Origin of the sequence: Cupriavidus sp. L7L, from assembly GCF_004353535.1 — a bacterium.
Classification (GTDB): domain Bacteria; phylum Pseudomonadota; class Gammaproteobacteria; order Burkholderiales; family Burkholderiaceae; genus Cupriavidus; species Cupriavidus oxalaticus_A.
Window position 1 is genome coordinate 110,209 of sequence record NZ_SMNY01000025.1, and the last position, 24,718, is coordinate 134,926.

Below are 24,718 nucleotides of genomic sequence, written 5' to 3' on the forward strand. Positions count from 1 at the left end.
TGGCATACTGTAGGGTGCGCGCCACGGACAACCCGTGGCGCCTGGGGAATTAACGTCAGCGTCGCCGGAGCAACAGTCCGGAAAGTGGCCACCGATAAGGCTTTGCGGTGAGTCGGGACGGGATGGCAAGTGCAGAACAGCGCACCAAGGCGCCAGCGTGGCTTTTTGTGCACAGCTGGCCTGCCCGCCGGTCCCGCCCCGCTTCACCGCAGCGGCTTATCCTTGGTACAATGGCACATTAACTCCTTGATTCCTAAGTGAATTTGGAGTTGTTTGCGTTCTGCGGTCGCCGACTACAAACGACGAAGGATAAATTCAATGCAATTGGTCAAAACCTCGCGAGACAACCTGCTGCGTCCGCTGCAAATCGTGAGCGGCATCGTGGAGCGCCGCCACACCCTCCCGATCCTGGCCAACCTGCTGATTCGCAAGTCCGGGTCGAACGTGTCCTTCCTGTCGACCGACATCGAAATCCAGATCACCACGCATGCAGAATGCGGCGTCGGCAACGACAGCGTCGCCACCACCGTGGCCGCGCGCAAGCTGCTCGACATCCTGCGTGCCATGCCTGACGGCGACGTGGCCCTGTCGCTCAACGACAAGCGCATGACCGTGCAATCCGGCAAGAGCCGCTTCGCACTGCAGACGCTCGCCGCTGAAGAATTCCCGACCGTTGCCGAAGCCAGCGAATTCAACGCCAGCGTCACGCTGCCGCAGAAGACCTTCAAGCACCTGCTGGCGATGGTCCACTTCGCCATGGCGCAGCAAGACATCCGCTACTACCTGAACGGCATGCTGCTGGTGGTGGAAGGCAAGAAGGTCATGGCAGTCGCCACCGACGGCCACCGCCTGGCCTACTGCGGCGTCGAGCTTGAGAATGAAGCAGCAGGCGTGGGCGCGCGCCAGGAAGTCATCATCCCGCGCAAGACCATCCTGGAACTGCAGCGCCTGCTGGAAGACAACGACGATCCGGTCACGGTGCAGCTGGCCGCCAACCAGGTCAAGTTCACGTTCGCCAATATCGAACTGATCTCCAAGCTGGTGGAAGGCAAGTTCCCCGACTTCCAGCGCGTGATCCCCAAGGGCTACAAGAACGCCTTCGCGATCGACCGCGTGCGGCTGCAGCAGGCGCTGCAACGCACCGCGATCCTGACCACCGACAAATTCAAGGGCGTGCGCTGCATCCTCGACACGCACGTCCTCAAGATCAGCTCCACCAACGCCGACCAGGAAGAGGCGCAGGAAGAGCTGGAACTCGATTACTCGGGCGACGCGCTCGATATCGGCTTCAACGTGACCTACCTGCTCGACGTACTCGCCAACCTGAAGAGCGAGCAGGTGCAGGTCAGCCTCGGCGACTCGAATTCGAGCGCGCTGATCACCGTGCCGGAAGACGACAACTTCAAGTACGTCGTCATGCCGATGCGCATCTGATGATCCGGTACAGGACACGCAGAAGACGAGCTACCGGAGCAGCAAACGGCACGCATTGACACCCGGCCCGGCCGGGAAGTCCTGGGGATAGACATCCCGCAGCGGGGGCAGGATCGATATGACGATCCGCCCCTTTTGCCGTTTTTAGTAACCCGCCATGCGGACCCTTCGCGCCCCGCTGCCAGCATAAAAAGCATGCCGGCCCGGCCCGAAACCCGTATTCGCCGCAAGTAGGAAAGACATGACCGAACAGCAGAAACCGCAACAGGAAAACACCTACGGAGCCTCCTCGATCCAGATCCTGGAAGGCCTGGAGGCGGTACGCAAGCGCCCGGGCATGTATATCGGCGACACCTCCGACGGCACCGGCCTGCACCACCTCGTCTTCGAGGTGCTGGACAACTCCATCGACGAAGCGCTGGCCGGCTACTGCACCGAGATCCAGGTCACCATCCACAGCGACAACTCGATCTCCATCGTCGACAACGGCCGCGGCATCCCGCCCCTGGTCAAGTTCGACGACAAGCACGAACCCAAGCGCAGCGCGGCGGAAATCGCCATGACCGAGCTGCACGCCGGCGGCAAGTTCAACCAGAACAGCTACAAGGTATCGGGCGGCCTGCACGGCGTGGGCGTGTCCTGCGTGAACGCACTCTCCAAGTGGCTGCGCCTGACCGTGCGCCGCGACGGCCAGGTCCACCTGATCGAATTCGCCAAGGGCGATGTGCAGAACCGCATCATCGAGACCGTGCCCGGCCCCGACGGCCAGCCCGTTGAAGTCTCCCCGATGAAGGTCATCGGCGCCACCGACAAGCGCGGCACCGAAGTCCACTTCCTGGCGGATGAGGAAATCTTCACCAACGTCGAGTTCCACTACGAGGTGCTGTCCAAGCGCATTCGCGAACTCTCGTTCCTGAACAACGGCGTCCACATCAAGCTGGTCGACCAGCGCACCGGCAAGGAAGAAGACTTTGCCTTCTCCGGCGGCGTGAAGGGTTTTGTCGAGTACATCAACCGCGCCAAGACCGTCCTGCACCCCAACATCTTCTACGCCAACGCCGAGAAAGACGGCATCGCCGTGGAAGTGGCCATGCAGTGGAACGACGGCTACAACGAGCAGGTGCTCTGCTTCACCAACAACATCCCGCAGCGGGATGGCGGCACCCACCTGACCGGCCTGCGCGCCGCGATGACCCGCGTCATCAACAAGTACATCGAAGAAAACGAGATCGCCAAGAAGGCCAAGGTAGAAACCAGCGGCGACGACATGCGCGAAGGCCTGGCCTGCGTGCTCTCCGTGAAGGTGCCCGAGCCCAAGTTCAGCTCGCAGACCAAGGACAAGCTGGTCTCGTCAGAAGTGCGCCTGCCCGTGGAAGAACTCGTCAGCAAGGCCCTGACCGACTTCCTGCTGGAAACGCCCATCGACGCCAAGACCATCTGCGGCAAGATCGTAGACGCCGCCCGCGCCCGCGAAGCCGCCCGCAAGGCCCGCGAAATGACCCGCCGCAAGGGCGTGATGGACGGCATGGGCCTGCCCGGCAAGCTGGCCGACTGCCAGGAAAAAGACCCCGCCCAGTCCGAACTCTTCCTGGTGGAGGGCGACTCCGCAGGCGGCTCCGCCAAGCAAGGCCGCGACCGTAAGTTCCAGGCCATCCTGCCGCTCAAGGGCAAGATCCTGAACGTTGAGCGCGCCCGCTTCGACAAGATGCTGTCCAGCCAGGAAGTGCTGACGCTGATCACCGCGCTGGGCACCGGCATCGGCAAGGACGACTACAACCTGGAAAAGCTGCGCTACCACCGCATCATCATCATGACTGACGCGGACGTGGACGGCTCGCACATCCGCACGCTGCTGCTGACGTTCTTCTACCGGCAGATGCCTGACATCATCGAGCGCGGCTATGTGTATATCGCGCAGCCGCCGCTGTACAAGATTAAGCATGGCAAGGAAGAGCGGTATATCAAGGATGATGTCGAGCTCAATGCTTATCTGTTGAAGCTGGCGATGGAGAAGGCGTCGCTGGTGAGGCCGGATGGTAGTGAGATCAGTGGTGATGCGCTGACTGAGCTGGCGCGGCAGTATCAGCTCACGGAAGGCGTGATTGGCCGTCTGTCACGTATTGTGGATACGGACGCCCTGCGTGCCATTGCGGACGGCGTGACGCTGGATCTGGACAGTGCTGCTGCGGCGGAAGCCTCAGCCGTGGCGCTGAAGGCCAAGCTGGCTGAGATGCATGCCAAGACGCTGCTCGGCGCGGCCGTGAATGATGACGGTACGGCTGATGTGTATGCGCAGTTTGATGAGAAGACGGACAAGCATCGGCTGATGATTGCTCGTCGTCATCATGGCAACGTGCGGCTGTCGCATCTGGATGCGGATTTTGTTCATGGCGCTGACTATGCTGCGCTCTCCAATGCTGCCAAGACTTTCCAGGGGCTGACTCCGGAAGGGACTAAAGTGCAGCGGGGTGAAGGGGATAAGCTGCGGGATCAGACTGTCAACGACTTCCACGGTGCCATGCAGTGGCTGTTGGCTGAGGCTGAGCGTGGTGTTTCGCGGCAGCGCTATAAGGGTCTGGGGGAGATGAATCCTGAGCAGCTGTTTGAGACGACCCTTGACGTCACGCAACGCCGACTGCTGAAGGTGCAGATTGAGGATGCTATTGCGGCGGATCAGATCTTTACCACGCTGATGGGGGATGAGGTGGAGCCGCGGCGGAACTTTATTGAGAGTAATGCGTTGGTGGCAAGAAATATTGATGTCTAACTCTTCTATGCGGAGTGTGAAAATATAGTCGATTCTTCCTGCGCACAACGTTGCATGACCATAGGGCCAGCTCATTAGGGGCTGGCCTTTTTTTCGCCTCACGTAAGCTGTGGCCCGGATAGTGAGCTGCATTTCGATCGATTATCTATTGAAGGTACTAGTAAGGGCTCCTTCTTTGGTAGGGTCGATTTGGTAGCCAAAAAATACGTTAATGGGAGAGCGAGCACCCTACTCATTCTTCGTCATGAAACACATTGCCTCCAATGCATTAAAGTCTGTCAAGCACGTTTTTGGTGAAACTGCGGTCCCGCTAACAATCCTTGACAAGGCTGTGATCCTCCTTCGACGGAGTGAAGAGGCGCTGGACACCGGGCGTCGCTTTGATATATCTCTGTTACGACCTGTCACGAGAGTGATCTCCGCCTTCGGACTTCTTCAGGGCGGAGCCTTCATTTTCATACGGCCAGTGCTGCTCTTCCTACTATATTGGATAATTGCACAATTCGTCATTGGCGGATTAACCAAGGTTGGTACGGGGAGTCAGGCGGATGCTACTGGTATTCAATATGTAGCGTTCCTCTTTGCCGCAATTTTGGCCGCATTTGAACTTCCAAGTCAATATGTGTCGGACAGAGTGCCGTCCAAAGCTGTCCACCGCGCAAAGTCGGAATTCATAGCCCAGTGCACGATCAATGTGGATGAGGCCAAGCACATTTTGGATATTCTGAAGGAGCTTTATGATCGTGCAAATTCGCGTGTAAAGGCCGCGCAATGGATTATTACCTTTGCATGGGCGGTAGCTCTCTTCATTTGGGGGCAATATAGCGGGATAGCGTTGAAAAATATCTCCTCCAATGAAATTGGGCAGGTGTTATCGGATTCACTGCCGAGTGCTCTTGCGCTCCTCTTCATTACAATCATGTGTGGGTTCGCGGCACTCGGGTACAAGCGTGCAGTGGAGCGGGTGTTCTTGACGGCGCGAACAGTGGTGCGGGAGCTCTCAATCGCCATGGTGACCCAGACTCGAGGCCAGGAAGGCTGACGCTTGAACGTCTGAAACAGGACCAGAATCTCAGGGGCGTTGTGAGATTGACCAGAACCTGAAGTCAGGCGGTTGATTTGAACTTGTCACGAAGAGTCCCCGGTCTGGTCCTGCGGCGCGAAGCCGAAGCCATACTCCTTTCGTCCGAAGTCACACGCCAATCCTGACGTTGTAACCAAGCGCCCTTAGGCCCTTGCTCGTGCGCATGTTCCGTGGCGGAAATTCGTCCGGGCGAGCCCAGCCGACGATTTCCCCGAGGCTGCTCAGCCCGATATGCGGAATCGCCCAATCGTCGCTGCGAATCGCGTTCCAGAGTCGTGACGAAAGGCTGCCGTTGCCCCAGACGACGTAGTTCAACAGATCGAGGACGATCTTGCCATCGCGGGATCGTTGCTGCCAGAGCCATTCGCCGAACTTCTCAACCTTGTCATCGCCAGACTGCGGTCGGTCCGGTAAGCCCAGGTGCTCGTTCTCCTGCTTGATCGCATGGTCGCGGATCGCGTGTACCCGGGAGACTGCATCGACGAACTCTTCCTCGCTCAGTTTCAGAATGCGGTCGCGTGCCAGTAGCTCGCGCAGTCGCGGCGACCACTCGTAGATCGTGCGTTCCTCGAACGAGTGGTCGAAGTCGGCGGCATGCCACCACTCCAGCGCGCTCCGTAGAGCCAGCTCTGGGTTCTTGGAGTTCCTGGCGAAGAACTCTTCGTAGGGGTGGCGGTTCCCATCCTTCACTTGCTTGTAGTAGTAGGCGTGCAGGAATTGGTCCGCCTGAACCCCAGGAGGCACCGATTCTTCGATCCAGTTAGGCTTGACGCCCGGCGCTGAGACTCTGGATGCAATGGATCGCATCACCTGAAGCGTGTCGTTCCAGTCCTGCTCGAACTTCTGAAAGCGCTTCTCCGACGACCGCTTCGTGTCGACGAACACCAACCCGTGGTTCTTCGGCAACAGCCGGACCTTGTCGAACTGCTGCTCAAGCCCGTATTCGCGCTTCGAAAGCTCTAACCGCCGATCTGCCAGGTGCAACTGCTCTTGGTAGATCTCTTTGTTCAGTGGGCGTGCGCGGTCATCCATCTCCTCGAAGAAGCGTAGCAGCTCTCGTTCCATGCCCGTCTCGACGAGTTCGTCATGGGACAGGAAGGTGCCCGCTTCGATGTTCGAGATCCAGGCCCGGTCAGACAGATTTGCGGACCCGATGTACACCCCAGCATCCACCCACCAGATAACCTTCGCATGCAGGATGTCAGGTATGAGCTTGCAGTCGAAGTTCGGACTGGCCTTGTCGAGGAACCACTTCAGCACTGCTGGATCGACGGCTACGGTGTGGTCGTAGCGGCCGAAAAACTCTAGTGGCTTCAAGTGTCGCGCACACGCCTCGAACAACTGCATGTTGTCGCGGCTGGCGTAGGCGACGGCGGCCCGCACGCGCGTGCAGGGCTCGATGACGTCGGCGAGTAGGTTCTGAAGCAACTGCTTGTTGAGTGGGCCGGCGATGAAACGCATGGCTTTCTGTTCCTACGCCTATGCCCAAACCTGATCCAGATTCTTTGCAGCCAACAGTTTGTCCCGTAGTGCATACCGCGACGATTGCATGTTAACCTCGCTGCCCTCTCGGCGCGGAATCGGGACTATCGCCGTGGCGGCTCCCTTGAACTTGAGCATGTACTTGCCCGTATCGTTGTATGGAACGATTGCATCGATCTCGGCGATGTGGGTGATCGCCGCGACGGGAGCGACCTGATAGGCAGCGATGAACTTCAGCTTCGAGATGTGCTTTGCGTTGATCCGAACGGCAAACCAGCAGTTCTCATTCAAGAAGCGCTGCTTAAACCCTTCCTCGCGCGCAGGGACAACGATCGTGTCGAACTTGCCGTTCTCTGATCCAACTGGCTGCACCTGGTCGAGCGGATCTTCTTTCTTGGGTGGCGTGAATGCGTTAATTCCAAGCATAGGCAAAATCAACAACATGTCGGCCAGAAATGCTTGTGCCGTGGCCTTCGCTGCTGGCCCCATCGTTGGCGCGGTAGGATTGTTCTTGTTCAGAAGGATGGCGCGGTCGTGCTTCTTGGCAAGTGCGATAAGTGCCGACTCCAGGTACTGAACCTCCGTCTTGCCGATCTTGTGGTTACGGTCAAAGAAGTAGACGCCCCAAACCCATCCTTCCTTGTTTGAGACGTGACTCTTCAGCCGGTCTCCGACTGGGTCGGCCTCACCGATATAGATGGTTTCCTCGGCGGCGTTTCCAACAAGGATGTAGATGCCTGCCTGAAAAAAACCTGGCTCCTGCTTTAACAGATGGAACAGCTCCTTGGGAAAGACAACGCCGTAGCCAGACCAATTTGACTTGTCGACGTGGCGAATGCCTTCCGGGTCGCCATTGGTCGCGAAAAGTGTGATAGAGAAAGGTTGCATTGCGAACACCCCTCACCCCTTCACATCAAAGCGAAGGAAGTCTGTTAGCCGTTTTGATTCGTTGTTTTCGTCGTGAGGAACCAGCAGGTACCTCCACGGTTTGGTGCCAACGTTCGCCGCGTGATCCGAAGCATGTTTGCACCAACGCGCCGCGACCGCTGCCTTGACTTGGACCTCTTGCGTATTGATGTCGCCACGTGCCTGGGTTTTCACTATGAAGATTGCCGTGTCCATACACTTATATGTCCTCATTGGTGAGGTCGGGAAGATGGGGCTCGATGTGTTGCAATTTCTTGGGGAAACGCGGTCTACATCGATGGTCGTTTGGCGGCTAGGCACTGGGTTTGACAACCTGTGCCACATTTATCGAACCGTTCTTGGTTGCCGTCACGCTTCTGGCTCTTTGGCAGCGATTGCGAAAATCAGCTCAAGATTCTTCTCTTCTCCACCAACGCCATGATGGATATGGCGATGGCAGGCAGGACATATGGCTGCAACATAACGTGGATGATCAAGTCCACCATCTGACACGCGTGTAGTATGATGTGGTTCAAGATAGGCCGAGCCGTCTTTTCGCTTGAACGGCGCGGGCTGTCGACATGACTCGCAAATGCCTTCAGCACGCAGCAGCACGTAGTCCTTTACTCGTTTGCTGCGCCGATAGAGTTTTCGTAATGCAGCCCTGCCCATTTCGTTACTCGAATCGTAAATGGCCTCAAGGGCGCGTTTGCGAGCTTCTTCCAAGCTGGTAGGCGCTGGACCATCCGTCGCCTCGTCTTCGGGCAGCGTAACGCTCTCCTCGTCCAACAGCGCAACTGGCACCAGTTGAAATACGATGATGTCTCTTTGAGTCCCGTCTTTGTCGGGGCCTTGGCGAATTGCATGGCCGCCGTAAGTATGCTCGCCTAGATACTCCTGCCCCTTGCCTTTCCCCAATGATTTGAAGAGGTGCAGCGCCTGCCCATTGGCGGCATGATCTCGGATGGCAAGGTTGCCACGTTTGAATTCCATATCGCCGACTTGTCCTTCCCCAGTGTATGAGAACATGCCGAGCTCGTCCCGGCCGTCAAAGTAGCCATACTGCTCGCCGCTTTCGCCGGTGAAGATGAAGATGGCTGGTACTTTGCTGGACGGAGCTATGCCACTTTGGCGACTGCCGCCAAAGCGATGGTGAATTTCCGTTTGCCGATGGTAGATGCGCCCAAGTACGAACGTCGGAGGCTCGCCTCCGCCGAAAGGTAGGCTCCCGTTAGGGAGCCGGACAATACCGAAGCCCAAGTTTTCAAGGTACGCGTTTGTTTGCACGCCGCCGCTAAAGTGCGAAACGGGCACGCCTGTCGCCATCGATAGAATTTGCTTAGGCGGATACAGCATTCCTTGATCGGAGATCGCATAAAGCTGCGACTTCTTGGTTTCCCAATCCGCCCACTTTTGGGTACCACGCAGCACCCGATCGAACTCATCCAATGCCGACCTGATGGTCGCCTGCGTGACATGTGGAATGCGCAATTTTTCCCCCGCGACTGCAATGTCTACCGATGACTGCAATCAGAAATTTCTGATATTTTTGGCCATTATGTAGTGCGCGACGCCTGCAAGCAATGGCTTGGAGGGCTTCTCGAATCAGAAGCGTCGGGGGCATGCTTCTTCTGGGCGACTGAACGGCCCAGGGATGCTTCAGTGCCTCGTAATGGAATTCGTGGGCGAGTCCTATGCCGCAGGTTAGGGAAATGCAGATACGGGCACCGTTCCGCTTACCCGGTACGGGTGACGCCGGAGCGTCGTGACAGCAAATCCAGCCCTATCTCGTTCTCCACGTGAGGAATCCGGTTCAGTTGGGTTCGTTCTGGCCCAGCATGTGCAAGCACGTACTTGGGCGTTGCGCCAATGACGACCGGAAAAGAGCTTTGAGAATTGCCGCATTGGGCTGCAAGCGCTGTCGGCGGAGACTGGTAGCGTCACCAACACAATGGTCGACCAGGTTTGACAGCCTGACTTATGCGCGCCGGACGAGCGACGGAGCTGTATCCTCTCGTCTTTCGCTTGTGCACGCCTCTACGGGCGAGCCATGGCGGGGGAGCCTCCGGGCTCGCCGGTCCGTGCATGCCGGTCTGTCAACCCTGCCTCGTGCTCGCCCACCCGGTTGACAGCGGACGGTGAGCCTCCATCTCTTTTTTATGCACGGAGGTCGCAATGCAGTCCACCACCCCGGCTCCCCAGGAGCCCACCCTCGCCCAAAAACAAGCCCAACTAGCTGAAAACCTGGCCAAAGCCGACCGCGCCCAATTCCGCCGCCGCGCCAAAGCCATCCCACCGCAACCTAGCAAAGCCGCCACCCTCGAGGACCACATCCTCGAAGCCAGCGACGACCTACTGCGTGTCAGCGCCGGCCTCCAGTCCATCCTGACCTTGCTGGACCTGCAGGCAGGCGATATCCCCGACAGCATCGGCATCCACGCCCTGCTGTCGCCGCTCAAGCGGCAGATTGACCAAAGCGCTGACCGCCTGCAGGCGCTTGTCTGACGGGGCACAGGCCCGCGCAACGCGGGTCTGAAAGCAAAACGGCGCGAGCCCACTGGTCTCGCGCTGTTCTGGTTCTGACACTGCGAAGTGCCACAAGCTGAAGCTTCAGTATTCCCTTAACACCCAACTACTGATCGCCGCGAAGTACTCCCGCAACCACGCATTGAATCGAAGGTACAAAGGCGTTTCGGCTCCCACGCCGAATGCTTCGCTGAACCCTGCCTTCCGCGCAATCCCCACTGCCCGCCGCACGTGGAAATCGCTGGTCACCACCACAGTCGCACCCGCAGCATCAATGCCCTGCCGCTCTAGCAACTGTCGGCTGAACATCAGATTTTCCTCGGTGCTGGTACTTCGTCCCTCGCGAATCACCCTGTCAGCCGCTATCCCACGAGCAATGAGGTAGTCAGCCATGATGTCCGCCTCAACACACCGCAGCCCAAAGTCCTGCCCGCCACTCACAACCACCTTAGCCCCCGGCCACCGCCGCGCCTGCACCAACCCCTGATCCAACCGCGCAATCAACGTAGGCGACGCCTCACAGTTAGGCGTACCAGACCCAAGAATGACAATCGCCTTCATCGACGTCCCCGCCGGCACGGACACGCCCATACCACTGCGGATGCCATAAAAGAACACCCCAACAGTCACCAGCCACACAACAAACGCAACCCACCCAGCTCGCCAAAGCAACTCCCGCCGCCGATCAGCCTTCCGCCACCGCGCCACGCCATCCCAACACAACGCGAGCAACAGGAACGCAATACCAATACCCCCCGGTAACGTAATGCCGAGGCTGAACAACCCCATCATCATCAGCGCAACAGCATCCCCAAGCAGCACGGCACCAATCAACGCCAGGCCAATGCGCACCCAATGCCTGCTGCGTTTCACTGCCGGCCTTGCCTCCACCACCTCAGCTAAGACACGCCGCATTCACCACCCCCACCGACAACGAAATCACCCCCATCACCGCCCCAACCCCTCGGTTGTCATTGGAGATTGCCTCACTGACACCCCCCAACGCCCGCGCCGCCACCAGGTAAGCCACCACCTGCACAGCAAACGCGCCAAACGCCCACAACAAGAACATCCCAAACGTAGCGTTATGCTGAATGCTCGACGACAACGTCAGCGAGAACCCCAGCGCCGCCCCACCCAGCGACATCGCCGCCGCAACATTCCCCTCGCGAATCAGCTGGAATTCCCGATGCGGCGTCACCCGCGTATAGACCAGCAGGAACAGCCCCAGCAAGCCAAAGCTGGTGACGATATAGATCAGGTAGGCAAGCGCCGGATGCATGGCATTGACCATAGGTTCGACTCGTTGTCAGTGGATCAGGGAAGGAAATCAGACACAGCGAAAGCGAAGCAACACTCAACCGCCACCAGACCTCCCGGCGCTGCCAAAGCGGCTGGCAAAGCCGCCACGCGACACCACCGGCGCGCGCGACACGGCCGCGGTGCGCATGGACAGCCCCATGGATTGCCCGCGGCCGAGCGAGCTGCGGCGCACGGTGGCTTCTTCCACCATCGCGGCGTTCGGCGTGGAGGGCGCCCATTGCTGCTGCGTGCGCATGCCGTTGCTGTCGTAGGCAGTCATCGGCCGCAGCGGGCCGGAGGACATGTCGCGCTGGGTCTGCGTGCCGTCGGGGTGGTAGACGGTGCCGCTGGCGGTGTAGTACGGGCCGTACCAGCGCGCGTAGTAGGCTGTGCTGCCATGGCCGCTGCCCGAACTGCCGTTGGCGCCCGGGCTGCTGGCGGCGTCGGCCAGGCTGGAGCTGTAGAGGTTGCGCGTGTCGTCGGCCGGCACGCTCTCGCAGTCGTTGGGCGTGTTCCAGTCGGCTTCGCAGTCTTGCAGCGTGGCGTAGCTGGCGCGGCGGACGGTCACGCCGGGATCGTCATCGGCGTCGTCGCTGCAGGAGCCGAGTGCCGCTACGCCGGCGACCACGGCGCAGGCGCCGATGATCCACAGCGTGGGCGACTTCTTCGGCTGGGTGTTGTAGGCCTGCGCCTGCCATGACACCTTGGCGGAGCGGCTGGGCTTGGGGCTGTAGGGGCTGTCGTACTTCGACGGCCGTTGGCTGCCCGGCTTCTTCTTGGCCATGTGCTTACGCGTTCGTGAAGTAGTGCGGAACGAAGAAACTGGTGTTCTTGGCGATGGGCCCGGATTCCTCGCGCACGCACAGGCCGCTGGGCACGTCGTCGACGATCCAGACACCCAGCGTGGTGTAGCGGCCGGCAAAGCGCCGCGCCGGCGAGTAGGCCTGGTAGATGAAGCCTTCCTCGCCATACTCGCCGGGGTTGTGGACGTGGCCTTCCGGGGTGAGCAGGGTCACGCTTTCGCCTTCGCGCGACAGGAAGGGCTTTTGGGCGTGTGGCTGGCCGGCGAAGCGGCCGGGGTCGAAGCTGGCTTCGAGCAGGTTGGGGTGTCCCGGGAAGAGCTCCCACAGGATCGGCAGGATGGCCTTGTTGGACAGCACGGCCTTCCACGGCGGCTCGACCCAGCGCACGGGGCTGTGCGCGAGCTGGTCGCGGTAGTCGGAGGTGGCCATCCATTCCCACGGGTAGAGCTTGAAGACGACTTCCATCGGCACGTCGTCGGCGTCATAGAAGCCGCCGCGGCCGTCGGTGCCGATGTCTTGCAGGTCGACCAGCTTGACGGACCAGCCGGCCTGCAGCGCGGTGTCCATCAGGTACTCGGTGTTGCAGATGTCTTCCTGGCTGTCGAACATGCACGCAAAGTGCAGCACGCTGGCGTTGCGGTAGTGCTGGCGCAGCCATTGCCAGCGCGCCACCAGCGCCTCGTGCAGGCTGTTGAACTGGTCGGCCTGCGGCTGCACGGCTTCCTTCCAGTACCACTGCGCCACGGCGGATTCGATCAGCGAGGTGGGGGTGTCGGCGTTGAACTCGTACAGCTTCGGCACGCCGTGCTCGTCCAGCGTCATGTCGAAGCGGCCGAACAGCGTGGGCTCGTCGCGGTCCCAGGAGGTGCGGATCCGTTGCGCAAAGTCCTGGGGGATGGCCAGGCGCGCGAACAGGTCGTGGTCGATCACGTGCTGCACGGCCTCCAGGCAGCGCTGGTTGAGGTCATACGCGGCGGCGTACAGCGTTTCAATCTCGTGCTCGCTGAAGGCGTAGGCGGCGTCTTCGCGCCAGTAGAAGAAGGTGTTGTCGTCGACTTCGCGCGGGACGTTGAACTCGTCCAGCGAATGGAAGTGGAAGCCGACCTTCTCGAGTTCGCGCGACCAGTTGCGGCGCGGGGTCTGGGGGATGCGTTGCATCAGCAGGCCATTGTCGGAGACGTTGCGGGTTGGCAGGCGACGGGTTGCGCGGTGGGGTCGTCGAGCAGGAAATCGGTGAAGGCGAGCGACGTGGCGCCCGGCCGCGGCAGCCAGTCGGTGAAATGCACGCTGAGCGGTGCCCACCAGTGCGCGGCATCGGCCAGCACGGGGCGGAAGTCGAGCGCGTCGGATTCCACCACGCCGCACGCGGGGTTGGCCAGCATCCACTGCATGCCGGCGACCAGGCTCGATGCCACCTGCAGGCTGGTGGCGGTGTTGTACGGCGCCAGCGAGCGCGCGCGCTGCACGGACAGGCGCGAGCCGTACCAGACCGCGCCGTGCCGGCCGCTCATCAGCAGCACGCCGAGTTCGTCTTCGCCGCACTGGATCTCGTCACGCAGGATGCGTTCGGCGCGCACGCGCGGTGCGGCGCGGTCGTCCAGCCATTGCATCGACACCTGCGTGGCGCTGGTGGGGCGATAGGCGTAGTAGACGGTGGGGCGGTATGGCGGCTGGCCGGGGGTGGTGTCGGTCAGGTACTCGGCGATCGAGATCGATTCGTTGTGCGTGATCAGGTACGCGTCGAAGGGGCCATGCCGCGGCGACCACGACCGCACGCGCGTGCGGTGCCCGGGCCGGTCCAGCGCTACGGCCGCGCCGCTGCCGTAGCCGTGGCGATAGCCGTCGGGGGGCAGCGCGGGCTCGTGCGTGCCCCAGCCGAGTTCGGCGTCCTGCAGGCATTCGGTGATGAAGCCTTCGGCGGACCAGGTGTTGGCGAATTCGCCGTCGCGCGGGTAGCCGGGGGCTTGCTGGCTGTCGTACTCGGCGACCTGGATGACGCGCACGTCGAGGGCGCGCGCGAGTGCGGCCCAGTCGGCGCGGTCTTCAGGCTCGGGCAATTGCAGTCCCGCGTTGCCGGCCAGTGCCATCAGCGCGGCCTTGACCAGCACGGACACCAGCCCGGGGTTGGCGCCATGCGCGACCAACGCGGTCGGTAGGGATTCGCGGCCGCGGGCGAAGGCGAGCATCGCGTCGCGCAGCGCGTAGTTGCTCAGGTGCGAGGCTTGCGGGTCGGCCTCGTAGTCCCATGGTTCGATGCCGGCATCGACGTAGAACGCGCCGTGCGCCTGCGCCAGTGCGATCAGGTCGCGGCTGCAGACGGATGGAGCGAGGTTCAGCAGGAAGGTCCCGGGGCTCAGCAGCGGGCCGAGTACCGTTTCGTAATTGCCGGCGGTGACGTTGGTCTCGATGGCATGCAAGCCGTAATTGGCTACGATTTGCATGCGAGTGTGGTCGAGCAGCCGATCCACCACGGTTATCGCTACCTTTGGCCAGATTCGCTCCAGCAGCGGCAGCACGGCCTGGCCGATGCAGCCGAAGCCGACGATGACGATTTGTTCGATCACGCAGACCTTTCCGCCCGTAATGGCGATCGGCCATGCCGGCGGCGCGGTGGTTGCCGCCGCGCCGGCGCCGGGCCGCGCGCCTGGTTTTATTCGTTCTGTCTGGATTTGCCAGGAATGGCGAAGGCAATAATATAGCGGGCAATGGTTGGTGCCAAGCATGCGCGCAGACCGTGTCAACGCAGGCGGTATGCCGAGGAGTTGATGGTGACGGGCCTGCTCGCGGTATGGTGGGCGGCCAATGGGCCCAGCGATGAATGACCAAGCGGGCAAGGCCGCTTATCTGCCCGCTTGGCTATCTCGGGATCTTGCGGATATCCCGCACGGAATAGTAGAGCCCACTCATCTTTGGCGCCTTGCTGCAACCAGTGAGGGGAGCGATGTAGGCAGCTCGTATGTTTTGAAGCGAGCCGCTTCGCCCCAACCCTTCAAAATTGGATGCCACGCAATAGTAGGCTCGCGCTTTGTAGCGCACGATCCCGTAGACCGCCTGAGTTGGATCGATTCTCTCTGGACTCTCTTTCCCCACTCGCTTGGCTTTGAGGATTGACATCCTTTGTGAGCCAACTATAAGCAGATCCCCTTGGCTTCTGGCGCTGGATGCATACCCGTAGCTGATTCCTTTATGCTGATAGCTTAGGACCGAATACCCGGGTATCTCGTCGTCGCTGATGGTGGCCTCGCCACCAAGCTCCTGGTATGTGCCAGCCTTGTAGCTTTCCATCAATACGCAGCTGTCAAAAACCGGCGACGGCACTTGTGCGAAGGCCTGGGGAGCGAGCGCCAAGCCAGCAAAAATCGCCACTATCAGCTTCGCAGGTATCCCTTTGTGTCCGGTGAATAGTGGCCCCTTGGCAGGCTGATCGGTATCTAGGTATTCCCAGGAGACGCGGCAGCAGTTGGGCTGGTCTTTCGCCGGCTGGTTCTGAACGAGGACGTACAGGTACTGGGAAGTGTGGAGAACATGCCCGCAAGAGCGGACACCGCGAGGGATAGTATGCAATGCGCGTCTCCCTGGTTATCAAATGTTTGCCCCGCTATCTATAGCGAAAGGCGCGGGGAAGGAATTTGAGCTGTGTCCTGGGACTCGCAAATATCGCAAATTTTCAAATTTGCCAGCTCGAGCCTGCGGGCAAGCCGATCCGCGTGCAGCGCCTGCCGACGACGATCGCCTCTGCGGGAGGGGCCGTCGTGACCAGGGTCCGCGCTACGGCAAGGGGGCTCTTCCGCGAAGCCGTCGATGCAGTCAAGAGCATCGGGCAACGGATCTGGGTTGGCGTTGGCAGATGGCTGTGAGGAATCTCCCGCTTGGAGGATTTCTTCGGATGCCTTGTTCAAGCAGAAGTCTCGTCGCTACATACGGCGATTACCCTTCCAAAAAGCCGGAAAAGTCTGATTTATGCCGTTACTGCACGCGGCTATAAGGGAGTTCCACCTTTTAAGGGAGAGGACTCCATGATGAAGGGCATTGTTCGCAAGGGCGATAGCACGACGCACGGCGGGACCGTTCTGGAAGGCATTCCCAACTTTCTGGTGCACGGCGTGCCCGTGGCTGGCATAGGGCATATGGTGTTTTGCCCGAAGTGCAAGGGCGCAGCAATACGGCACAAACCGTGTCGGACGAATCGGGAAGCCATCCTGGCATGTATCGGGATGGCATTGGCATGTACCTTTGGGTGTCACCGCGTGAAATGAAGCTGATCCGTGATGAACTGGAAAGACGGGTCGCCGAGAACTCTAAGTACAGCCTGTTCGGCAATTCGTGCAGCACCAATGTCGCTGATGTACTAGAACTGGCGGGGATTCTTGCGCATGACCCACGCGGTTTCGATCTGGTTTCGCCGGCTGACGTGCTGATGGGGCTGAGAAGATCGAATCGGCTTGTTGAGGAACGACACTACAAGAAGGGCTATGAAGGTGGCGCGTCGGGAAATTGGTAAGCGCAGATCCTACGTCATATGGCTAGGTCTCGCAGCGGTTGCTGTTGTTCTATTCGGCCTGGTCGGCGGCTATCGCCTGGATTTCGAAAGCCGGGTCGTGGCGAAACGTGTTGCGCTATACCAGGAATGGGAAGGCATGCTAGACCCTGCGGCGAAGGTCGTTGGTTATGTCGAGCCCGGCACCGAGTGCCGGTTGTTTCAGGTCGGCGCGAAATCGATACTGAACTTCCGGGTCAGGTGTGGCAACCTGATCGGTTGGACAGCCGAAGGCTATTCATTCGACCCGCCCATCACTGCGCGCTGACGGAAGAATTGAGTCCCGCCAAATTGGCAAGACTCCATAGTCGCAGTTGGTAAGAAAATCCAGGGCACCGAAGGACGCCACCCGCCTCAAATTACCGCGCTCACAAACGCCTCAAACGCGCTGGCCTCCACCGGCGGACAGAAGAAGTGGCCTTGCCCATAGTCGCAGCCGGCAGCCACCAGGATGTCACGCTGCGACTCGGTCTCGACGCCCTCGGCAATCACGCGGATGCGCAGTGCATGCGCCATGCTGATGATGGCGTGGCACAAGGCCACGTCGTCCGGGCCCCGTGTCAGCGAGCGGATGAAGGACTGGTCGATCTTGATGTAGTCAATGTCCAGGCGCCGCAGGTACGACAAGGACGAGTAGCCAGTGCCGAAGTCGTCGAGCGCGATCTCGATGCCGGCCGCCTGGAAGCGGGAGAGCTGGTCCATGACATCGGCGTTCTGCTCCATCAGCGAGCCTTCGGTGATCTCGATGACGAGGCTGCCCACCGGCACGTTCCTGCTCTCGATCATGCTGGACCAGGACTCGGGCCCGCTCGCCGGCGCGCAGAACTCCACTGGTGATTTGTTGACCGAGATCTGGAAGCCCTTGCCCAGCAGCACCTGCCAGCGTGCAAGCTGGTCCAGCGCTTCGGTCAGCACCCAGCGGCCGATGTCGATGATGAGGCCGGATTCCTCCGCAACGGCAATGAAATCCGCCGGGCGGATCGGCCCGCGCACCGGATGGTCCCAGCGGATCAGGGCCTCGGCCTTGCAGACCTTGCCCGTGCGCAGATCGACAATGGGCTGGTAGTGCAGCGCGAACTGCCTGGACCCCAGCGCCGTGCGCAGGTCCTGCGTGATGCGCAGGCGCTCCCTCTCCACCTGCAGCAGCGCCTGGGTGAAGACCTTCCAGCGATTACGGCCCTCCTCCTTGGCGGCAAACATCGCCTGGTCGGCGCACACCAGCAGGGCCTCGGCGTTGTCAGCGTCCCTGGGCCAGGTGGCCACGCCGATGCTGGCCGACACCACCACCAGCTCGTCGGCCAGGTGGTAAGGCGCGGCAATCCGCTCCAGAATCGCCTGGGCAATGTCCCCGGCAACGCCGGCATCGCCCACCGCGGGCAGGATCACGGTGAACTCGTCGCCGGCCAGCCGCGCCACGGTATCCGACGCGCGCACCGATGCCGCAATGCGCCGCGCCGCCTCCAGCAGCAACTGGTCGCCCTGGTCGTGGCCGAGGGTATCGTTCACCTCCTTGAAGCGATCCAGGTCGATGAACAGTAGCGCCAGCACATCCTGCGTGCCCCGCGAACGCTCGATCTCCTGATCCAGCCGGTCGAAGAACAGGCGGCGGTTAGGCAGATCCGTGAGCGCATCGAAATTCGCCTGGTGCCGGATGACTTCCTCCGCCTGGCGCTTCTCGGTCATGTCATGGATCAGCGCAACGCGGCGTCGTTCGCCATACGCGTGGGCCAGGTAGGTATCCACGGTCAGGTAGGCGGGAAACTCGCTGCCGTCCTTGCAGCGGATCGAGATTTCGCCGCTCCATCTGCCCGTGGCTGCCACGGTGGCCCGCAGGCGTTCAACCAGCCCTGCCGCATTGCCTGCCCCGCTGAGGCTATAGCCCGAGCGGCCCCTGATCTCCTGGGCTGTATAGCCGGTGGCGGCGGCAAAGGCCGGATTCACGTCGATGATGGTGCCATCGAGCGACGTCACCACCATGGCCTCGCTGCTGGACGAATAGATCAGCGAAGCCAGCCGCATTTCTTCCATGTGGCGCTGTCGTTCCGCCATGGAACGGCGCAGGCTGTAGTACAACAGGGCAAGCAGCAGCGTGGAAGCCATGGCACCGGCCAGGGCAATGCGGCGATAAACCTCGTAGGGCGCCAGCACCAGGCTGACCGACTCGCCCACCACGAAATTGAGCCCGAACTCCGGCAAACGGTAATAGCCGAAGACCCGCTCCACGCCTTCGGAGCCCGACATCGCCCGATAACTACCGGTCGGGGGCGACCCGCTGGCGAGGTACGGCCTGTTGCTGACCGTCCTGGCCAGCGTACCCTCCAGCGCCGGCACGCGCGCAAGGACCATGCCGGAAGTCTTGATGACCGACGCCACTTCGCCATCGCGGTCCGTGAACGTCTGCGCAAAGCTGGCGAACTGCTCCGGACTGACCGAGACCACGATGACCCCGTCGAAGCTGCCCGCGCGCAGGATGGGGCGCGTGAACTGGATCGACCATTTGCCCGAGACCTTGCCCTTCACCGGGTCGCTGATAAATAGCATGTCCCGCCCGCCCGCGTTCTGATGGACCCGGAAATGCTCGCGCCCGCTCAGGTCAACCTTCCCGCCGGGCACGGGCGTGGCAATGGACGAGTAGATGAGCAGACCATGCTTGTCGATCACCGACACCTGGAACGACAGGTCCACCACCAGGTTCTGCCGCTCGCGCACCATCTCGATGAACCCCGGCTGGCCGGCCAGCCAACTGGCCCGCAGGTCCAGGAGGAACTCGGACAGCCGCAGGATGCTGGATTTCGAGTACGCGCCGAACGCCTGGGCCTGCGCCTGGGTACGCTTCGCGGCGTCGTGCAGCAAGCGGTCTCGCTCGCTCACAAGTTGAAACGCCGCGAACGCCCATGTTGCTGTCAGCCACGCCGCCGCCGCCAGGTTCAACGGGGAAAAGACCTCGCGCAGGCGCTGCAGCGCCTTGGCATAGCGGGTGGTCGAGCGTTCTGGCATCAAAGGGGTATCGCAGCGCAGCGAAGAGTCGACATCGATAGCAGGCTAGTCGAGGTCAGCGAACCCGACAAGCAGCACGCACTCTAGTCCCGGGCTCCCCGTGTGGAGCCGGGACAGCGTGCGCCGAAAACGTCACGTCGTGATCATGCCCCGCTCGCGAATGCGAGGGCGGGTATCGGCGACCAGGTGAATGTGCAAAGGCTGGCCGGCATGCATGATGGCAACTATGTGCCATTCCGGCCTGATTGGCGCCCCCCAAAAGGGGGCTAAGGCAAGTCACTGGGTTCCCGCCTTTGCGGGAACGACGATAGCGCTAACTGAACGGCACTATCGCCATTGAGAATCGTGGCCGCAGCAAGCATGCATCTGGTGGCTAGCGAACGAGTCAGGCCCCAAATCCCGCACGCCGCAACCACTCAGCCGCCCCAGGCCGCGCCAGCAAAAACCCCTGCCCCCGATCACACCCAATCTCCCGCAGAAACCGCAACTGCTCCTCGTTCTCCACCCCCTCCGCCACCACCGTCAACCCAAGGGAGCGCGCCATGGCAACAATCGCCCGCACGATCGCACTGTCACGCCGCCGACCATCGATACCGGCAAGAAACGACCGATCCACCTTCAGCGTATCCACCGGCAACGTCTGCAAATACGTGAACGACGAGTACCCCGTCCCAAAATCATCAATAGCAAGGCTCACCCCACGCCGGGCGAGCTCACCCAGCAGCGCTTCCGTCACCCCATTGCCAGTCATGGCCATGCTCTCGACCAGTTCCAGCTGCAGCCTGCCCGGCGGCAAGCCGGTATCGCTCAGGATCGTGGTGAGGTCATGCAGGAACTGCTCGTGGCGGCATTGCCGCGCGGAGAGGTTGACGGCGATCCGGCCGAACGCGAAACCCTCTTCGATCCAGCGGCGCGCCTGCCCGCAGGCTTCGCGCAGTACCCAGGCGCCGATCGGCATGATCAATGCCGAATCCTCAGCGGCGGTGATGAACGCGCCCGGTCCCAGCAGGCCGCGCGTCGGATGCTGCCAGCGCAGCAGCGCTTCCACGCTGACGATGGCCCCGCTGCGCAGGTCGAAGACCGGCTGGTAGTGCAGGCGGAATTCGTTGGCCGCCAGGGCGTTGCGCAGCTCGGTTTCGAGCGTGATCCGCTCCATCGAGGATGAGGTCATCTGCGTGGAGAAGAAGCGGAAACTGTTCTTGCCTTCGTCCTTGGCCGCGTACATGGCGCGGTCGGCCTGTATCAGCAGCTGCTTCTGGTCGGTGCCGTCGTCGGGGTAGATGCTGATGCCGATGCTCGGTGTCACGAACACGGTTTGTCCGTTGGTGTCGATCGGGTGCCCGACCGCGCTCAGCAATGCCTGGGCAATCTGCGCGACGTGGCGGATGTCTTCGATGTCCTCGATGACCACGGTGAATTCGTCCCCGGCCAGGCGCGCCACCGTGTCGCTTTCGCGAACGGCTTCCCTGAGCCGCCGGGCGATGGCCTTGAGGGCCTGGTCGCCCACGCCGTGCCCCATGGTGTCGTTGATCAGCTTGAAGCGGTCGAGGTCGATGAACATCACGGCCACCCGCCTGGCGGCACGCTCGGCGCGGGCGATGGCCTGCTTCAGGCGCTCGCTGAACAGGGTACGGTTCGGCAGGGCCGTGAGGGCATCGTGCATCGCCAGGTGGTTCAGGCGCTCTTCGTCCATCCGGCGCTGGGTGATGTCCGAAAAGATGGCGGCGTAGTGCGTGCAGTCGCCATCGGGGCTGTGGATGCCGGAGATCGACAGGTACTCCAGGTAGAGTTCACCGTTCTTGCGGCGATTCCAGATCTCGCCCTGCCAGCTGCCATGCTCGCGTAGCTGGCGCCACAGCGACCGATAGAACTCGGGGCCCTGTTTTCCCGAGTTCAGCATGCGCGGGGTCTTGCCGATGGCCTCGGCCAGGGAATAGCCGGTCAGTTGCGTAAAGGCTGGATTCACCCGCTCGATCACCCCGTTGCGGTCCGTCACCATGACGCCGTCGAGCGTGGCTTCGAACACGCGGTCGGCCAGCTTCAGGTGATAGGCGGATTGCAGCAGGGCTTCATCGCGCTCGCGCAGCGCCAGCTGAAGCTCGTGCACATACTCGTATTCGATATTGCTCAGGATGTCGGCCAGGCTCAGCACACCCGCCAGTTCGCCCTGGTCGTCAAGTACGCCGACATGGCGTATGCGGTGTTCGATCAGCGTCTGGCGAGCCGCGTAGAGGCTCTGGGATCGCCGCAGCGCGCGCAGGGGGCGCGCTGCGTGTTCGGCCACCGTGCCGCCCAGCGCATTGGCGGCTGCCAGGCGGACGATGTCGCGTTCGGTCAGGATGCCGTACTCGTCCGCGGCGTAGCGGACGACGATGGCGCTCAGCCCGCCGGTGCGCATGGCGTGCATCGCGTCGGGCAGGCTGGTGTCGGGCGCCAGCACGACAGGCCGGGACAACGTGACCGAATCGATCGGCCTGGTGCGCAGGAAGAATTCGGCGCCGTGGCCCATGACGAGATCGGTCTGCGAGAGCATGCCGAGCGGGCGTCCGGCGTCGTCGACCACCAGGCAATGGCGGATACCCTTGTTCTTGAAATGGACGACCGCATCGCCAAGGCGCGTGCGGCCGGGCAGGGACTGCACGGGATGGCTCATCAGCGCGCTGATCGGCGTGGACAGCGCGTCGGCCGCGTCGCCGAGTGTCAGCGCATCGCGTTCGGTCCAGATGCCGACAGCGCGTCCGTGGTCCATCACGACGATCGAACTGCAGCGGCGCTCCGCCATTCTGGCGACAACTTCGCTGACGGGCGTCAGCGGCTCGCACTCCAGCGTTGATTTCGATACCAGGCGTTCGATCTCGATATCCAGGGTGTGATGCGGCATGTTGTACCCGTAATGTCTGTGTCTTTCTTTGGTTCAGCGCTATCCGTTAGCGCTCGCCAGCATAGTGGCGGGATCGGTGGCAACCGTTGATGTAGATCAAGGCGGAATCTGCGTGTGCCAAATGGATACGCTGGCGAGGACGCGGATAGCGCGGTGCCCGCCGACGAGTGACAGGCCGGCTCGCAGCGGGCCTGAAAACAAAACGGCGCGGGCCATCTGGTCTCGCGCCGTTTTGGTTCGGGTGCTGCGAAGTGCCGCAAGGCGAAGCCTCAGTCCTCCCAATGTGCCCCCAAAGCGTGGTCCATTTCAGCCTTTGATTTTGAAGCCGCATCGTCCATGCTTACCAAGGTCCATGCGCATCAAGCAAGCCACGGTTGCTGCATGCCGTCCCACCCACGACGCAGCGCCGGCAATCCGTCGCCGTTGCGCCGCTTCAGCCCCATGGACTCGTGCTCCCCCCACCTGGAGATCCGTCATGAAAGTCCTGATTGTCCTGACGTCTCACGACCAACTCGGCGATACCGGCGAGAAGACCGGGTTCTGGCTGGAAGAACTGGCCGCACCCTACTACGTGTTGAAGGATGCCGGCGTCGAGGTGACGCTTGCTTCCGTGAACGGCGGGCAGCCCCCGCTCGACCCGAAGAGCAATGACCCTTCCTTCCAGACCCACGCGACTCGCCGCTTTGAAGGCGATGCGGAAGCCAAGGCGGCACTCGCGGCGACGATCAAGCTGTCGGAGGTCTCGGCGGACGGGTACGACGCCGTGTTCTATCCGGGCGGCCACGGGCCGATGTGGGACCTTGCCGAGGACTCGCACTCGAAGGACCTGATCGAGCGCATGATCGCCACAGGCAAGCCGGTCGCACTGGTCTGCCATGCACCCGGCGTGCTGCGTCATGTGAAGGCGAAGGACGGCAGCCCCCTGGTCAAGGGCAAGAACGTCACGGGTTTCACGAATAGCGAGGAACAAGCGGTCGGACTGGCCGAAGTCGTGCCTTTCCTTGTCGAGGACATGCTGAAGACAAGCGGCGCCAATTTTTCCAAGGCTGCGGACTGGCAACCGTACGTGGTCACGGACGGCTTGCTGATCACGGGACAGAACCCGGCGTCCTCCGACCCCGTTGCCAATGCGCTGCTCACGCACTTGAAGCATGGCTGATGAGACGAGCATAGGGGCCGGGAGCACGATCAGGGCCGATGGGCGTCTTCGCGAGCGGCGATGCCAGACGAGATTCGGGAAAATTCCGTATGCAATTTGGATTCGCGCTATTGAGTGAGTGTCTGGCGTAGGCTTTGATATTCGATTCCCATCGACTGGCGCCAGCCACCCCCCAGATGACGAATCGCATCCACCGCAGAACACTTCTCACCCTGACGGCCCTCATCCTGCTTGGCACTGGCGGATGCGCCACCAAGGCCTTGATGGACAAGGCGACTCAAACCGAGTACCGGCGATACGAGGAGACGGTCAGCCAGGTGCTGGTCACCGTGGATGGCAAGAAGCTGGCGGTTCTTGGCCCGAAGTATCACTACATCTTCGACGCACCGGAGGGTTTGGTGCAATTGCTGGACTCGCCGCTTCACCAGAAGATGTCGGCCCACTTTGACGTCTTTAGCGTCAAGGCAAATGGCGATGTCGAAGGGCCGTTTGCCTTGATTCTCGAGCAGGCAAGCCAGGAGGACCGGCTGGCCGCCAAGGCGTTCGGATTCACCGATTTATCGACGACCCGCGCGGTGCGGTGGTTTGCTTTGCAAGGCTCCCGCTACTCCGCTGCCAAATTCAGCATGCCGGCGGGCACCAGGCCATTGAATCAGCCTTACCGGGTCGAGGTCAGGGAAGCGCTGCCGAACGGCGCGAGGGAAGCGCTGGTTGTCATGACGCCACTGACGGTTGCCGCGGATGGCGCCTTGATTCTGCTGGCGATCCCGCTGATACCGCTGGTATTAGTGGTGATGCGCGACTTGCAAACACTACCCATCGGTTTCTGATCTACAGCCC

General features: G+C 61.4%; 20 protein-coding genes and 1 pseudogene. 9 read left to right on the top strand and 12 right to left on the bottom strand.

The genetic code is table 11. From position 1 onward, the window contains the following. The first annotated feature begins 318 nt into the window (after positions 1-318). The 3 genes from dnaN to E1J61_RS24980 all read left to right on the top strand — a co-directional run bounded on the left by dnaN (position 319) and on the right by E1J61_RS24980 (position 5,243). Positions 319-1,434 carry a DNA polymerase III subunit beta gene (dnaN, locus tag E1J61_RS24970; protein WP_116320112.1) on the top strand — a complete coding sequence of 372 codons (1,116 nt, stop codon included), beginning with the start codon at positions 319-321 and terminating at the stop codon, positions 1,432-1,434. A gap of 241 nt (positions 1,435-1,675) precedes the next feature. Next, positions 1,676-4,201 carry a DNA topoisomerase (ATP-hydrolyzing) subunit B gene (gene gyrB / locus E1J61_RS24975; protein WP_133096644.1) on the top strand — a complete coding sequence of 842 codons (2,526 nt, stop codon included), beginning with the start codon at positions 1,676-1,678 and terminating at the stop codon, positions 4,199-4,201. 244 nt (positions 4,202-4,445) lie between these two features. Further along, positions 4,446-5,243: a hypothetical protein gene (locus E1J61_RS24980; protein WP_133096645.1), complete on the top strand. Its 798-nt coding sequence runs from the start codon at positions 4,446-4,448 to the stop codon at positions 5,241-5,243. Between the two features lie 150 nt (positions 5,244-5,393). Here E1J61_RS24980 and E1J61_RS37865 read toward each other — a convergent pair whose 3' ends face one another. The 4 genes and pseudogenes from E1J61_RS37865 to E1J61_RS38375 form a co-directional block, all read right to left on the bottom strand. Then, positions 5,394-5,615 carry a hypothetical protein gene (locus tag E1J61_RS37865; RefSeq protein WP_207951251.1) on the bottom strand — a complete coding sequence of 74 codons (222 nt, stop codon included), beginning with the start codon at positions 5,613-5,615 and terminating at the stop codon, positions 5,394-5,396. Between the two features lie 1,149 nt (positions 5,616-6,764). Beyond that, complete coding sequence (locus E1J61_RS24990; RefSeq protein WP_133096647.1) at positions 6,765-7,655, bottom strand: GIY-YIG nuclease family protein; 891 nt, start codon at positions 7,653-7,655, stop codon at positions 6,765-6,767. A gap of 12 nt (positions 7,656-7,667) precedes the next feature. Next, a pseudogene (locus tag E1J61_RS24995) lies at positions 7,668-7,886 on the bottom strand (hypothetical protein); the annotation flags it as partial. 156 nt (positions 7,887-8,042) lie between these two features. Next, positions 8,043-9,203: an HNH endonuclease signature motif containing protein gene (locus E1J61_RS38375; protein ID WP_243736964.1), complete on the bottom strand. Its 1,161-nt coding sequence runs from the start codon at positions 9,201-9,203 to the stop codon at positions 8,043-8,045. A gap of 645 nt (positions 9,204-9,848) precedes the next feature. Between E1J61_RS38375 and E1J61_RS25005 the strand changes: the two genes are divergently transcribed. Further along, positions 9,849-10,178: a DUF1484 family protein gene (locus E1J61_RS25005; RefSeq protein WP_133096648.1), complete on the top strand. Its 330-nt coding sequence runs from the start codon at positions 9,849-9,851 to the stop codon at positions 10,176-10,178. A 105-nt stretch (positions 10,179-10,283) separates the two neighbouring features. Here the strand turns inward: E1J61_RS25005 and E1J61_RS25010 are convergent, their stop codons facing one another. The 6 genes from E1J61_RS25010 to E1J61_RS25035 form a co-directional block, all read right to left on the bottom strand. After that, positions 10,284-11,072: an ElyC/SanA/YdcF family protein gene (locus E1J61_RS25010; protein WP_371704743.1), complete on the bottom strand. Its 789-nt coding sequence runs from the start codon at positions 11,070-11,072 to the stop codon at positions 10,284-10,286. Positions 11,073-11,094: 22 nt separating this feature from the next. Then, entirely contained in the window at positions 11,095-11,493 is a 399-nt protein-coding gene (locus E1J61_RS25015) for a DUF350 domain-containing protein (protein ID WP_133096650.1), read from the bottom strand. Positions 11,494-11,556: 63 nt separating this feature from the next. Next, positions 11,557-12,285, bottom strand: coding sequence for a hypothetical protein (locus tag E1J61_RS25020; RefSeq protein WP_133096651.1), 729 nt, complete (start codon positions 12,283-12,285; stop codon positions 11,557-11,559). Between the two features lie 4 nt (positions 12,286-12,289). Then, positions 12,290-13,462 (bottom strand): glutathionylspermidine synthase family protein, encoded by a 1,173-nt coding sequence (locus E1J61_RS25025; protein ID WP_133096652.1) that lies wholly within the window; start codon positions 13,460-13,462, stop codon positions 12,290-12,292. Beyond that, on the bottom strand, positions 13,462-14,868 hold the full coding sequence (locus E1J61_RS25030; protein WP_133096653.1) for a saccharopine dehydrogenase NADP-binding domain-containing protein: 1,407 nt from the start codon (positions 14,866-14,868) through the stop codon (positions 13,462-13,464). The genes E1J61_RS25025 and E1J61_RS25030 overlap by 1 nt, the downstream gene beginning before the upstream one ends. Before the next feature lie 292 nt (positions 14,869-15,160). Then, complete coding sequence (locus E1J61_RS25035) at positions 15,161-15,868, bottom strand: hypothetical protein (protein WP_133096654.1); 708 nt, start codon at positions 15,866-15,868, stop codon at positions 15,161-15,163. A gap of 455 nt (positions 15,869-16,323) precedes the next feature. On the opposite strand from E1J61_RS25035, the gene E1J61_RS25040 reads away from it, so the two are divergent. Genes E1J61_RS25040 through E1J61_RS25050 form a run of 3 tightly spaced genes read left to right on the top strand, consistent with a single transcriptional unit; the run spans position 16,324 to position 17,109 of the window. Next, entirely contained in the window at positions 16,324-16,560 is a 237-nt protein-coding gene (locus E1J61_RS25040; RefSeq protein ID WP_133096698.1) for a PAAR domain-containing protein, read from the top strand. Then, on the top strand, positions 16,557-16,805 hold the full coding sequence (locus tag E1J61_RS25045) for a hypothetical protein (RefSeq protein WP_207951249.1): 249 nt from the start codon (positions 16,557-16,559) through the stop codon (positions 16,803-16,805). Before E1J61_RS25040 ends, E1J61_RS25045 begins: the two co-directional genes overlap by 4 nt. Continuing rightward, positions 16,777-17,109: a hypothetical protein gene (locus E1J61_RS25050; protein ID WP_133096655.1), complete on the top strand. Its 333-nt coding sequence runs from the start codon at positions 16,777-16,779 to the stop codon at positions 17,107-17,109. The genes E1J61_RS25045 and E1J61_RS25050 overlap by 29 nt, the downstream gene beginning before the upstream one ends. A gap of 86 nt (positions 17,110-17,195) precedes the next feature. Here E1J61_RS25050 and E1J61_RS25055 read toward each other — a convergent pair whose 3' ends face one another. Together E1J61_RS25055 and E1J61_RS25060 are read right to left on the bottom strand one after the other, a co-directional pair. Then, on the bottom strand, positions 17,196-19,838 hold the full coding sequence (locus tag E1J61_RS25055) for an EAL domain-containing protein (RefSeq protein WP_133096656.1): 2,643 nt from the start codon (positions 19,836-19,838) through the stop codon (positions 17,196-17,198). Positions 19,839-20,223: 385 nt separating this feature from the next. Continuing rightward, positions 20,224-22,719: an EAL domain-containing protein gene (locus E1J61_RS25060; RefSeq protein ID WP_133096657.1), complete on the bottom strand. Its 2,496-nt coding sequence runs from the start codon at positions 22,717-22,719 to the stop codon at positions 20,224-20,226. 475 nt (positions 22,720-23,194) lie between these two features. On the opposite strand from E1J61_RS25060, the gene E1J61_RS25065 reads away from it, so the two are divergent. Both E1J61_RS25065 and E1J61_RS25070 read left to right on the top strand, forming a co-directional pair. Then, positions 23,195-23,878, top strand: a complete 684-nt coding sequence (locus tag E1J61_RS25065; RefSeq protein WP_133096658.1) for a type 1 glutamine amidotransferase domain-containing protein — start codon at positions 23,195-23,197, stop codon at positions 23,876-23,878. Positions 23,879-24,054: 176 nt separating this feature from the next. Continuing rightward, on the top strand, positions 24,055-24,708 hold the full coding sequence (locus tag E1J61_RS25070) for a hypothetical protein (RefSeq protein ID WP_133096659.1): 654 nt from the start codon (positions 24,055-24,057) through the stop codon (positions 24,706-24,708). Positions 24,709-24,718 lie beyond the last annotated feature (10 nt).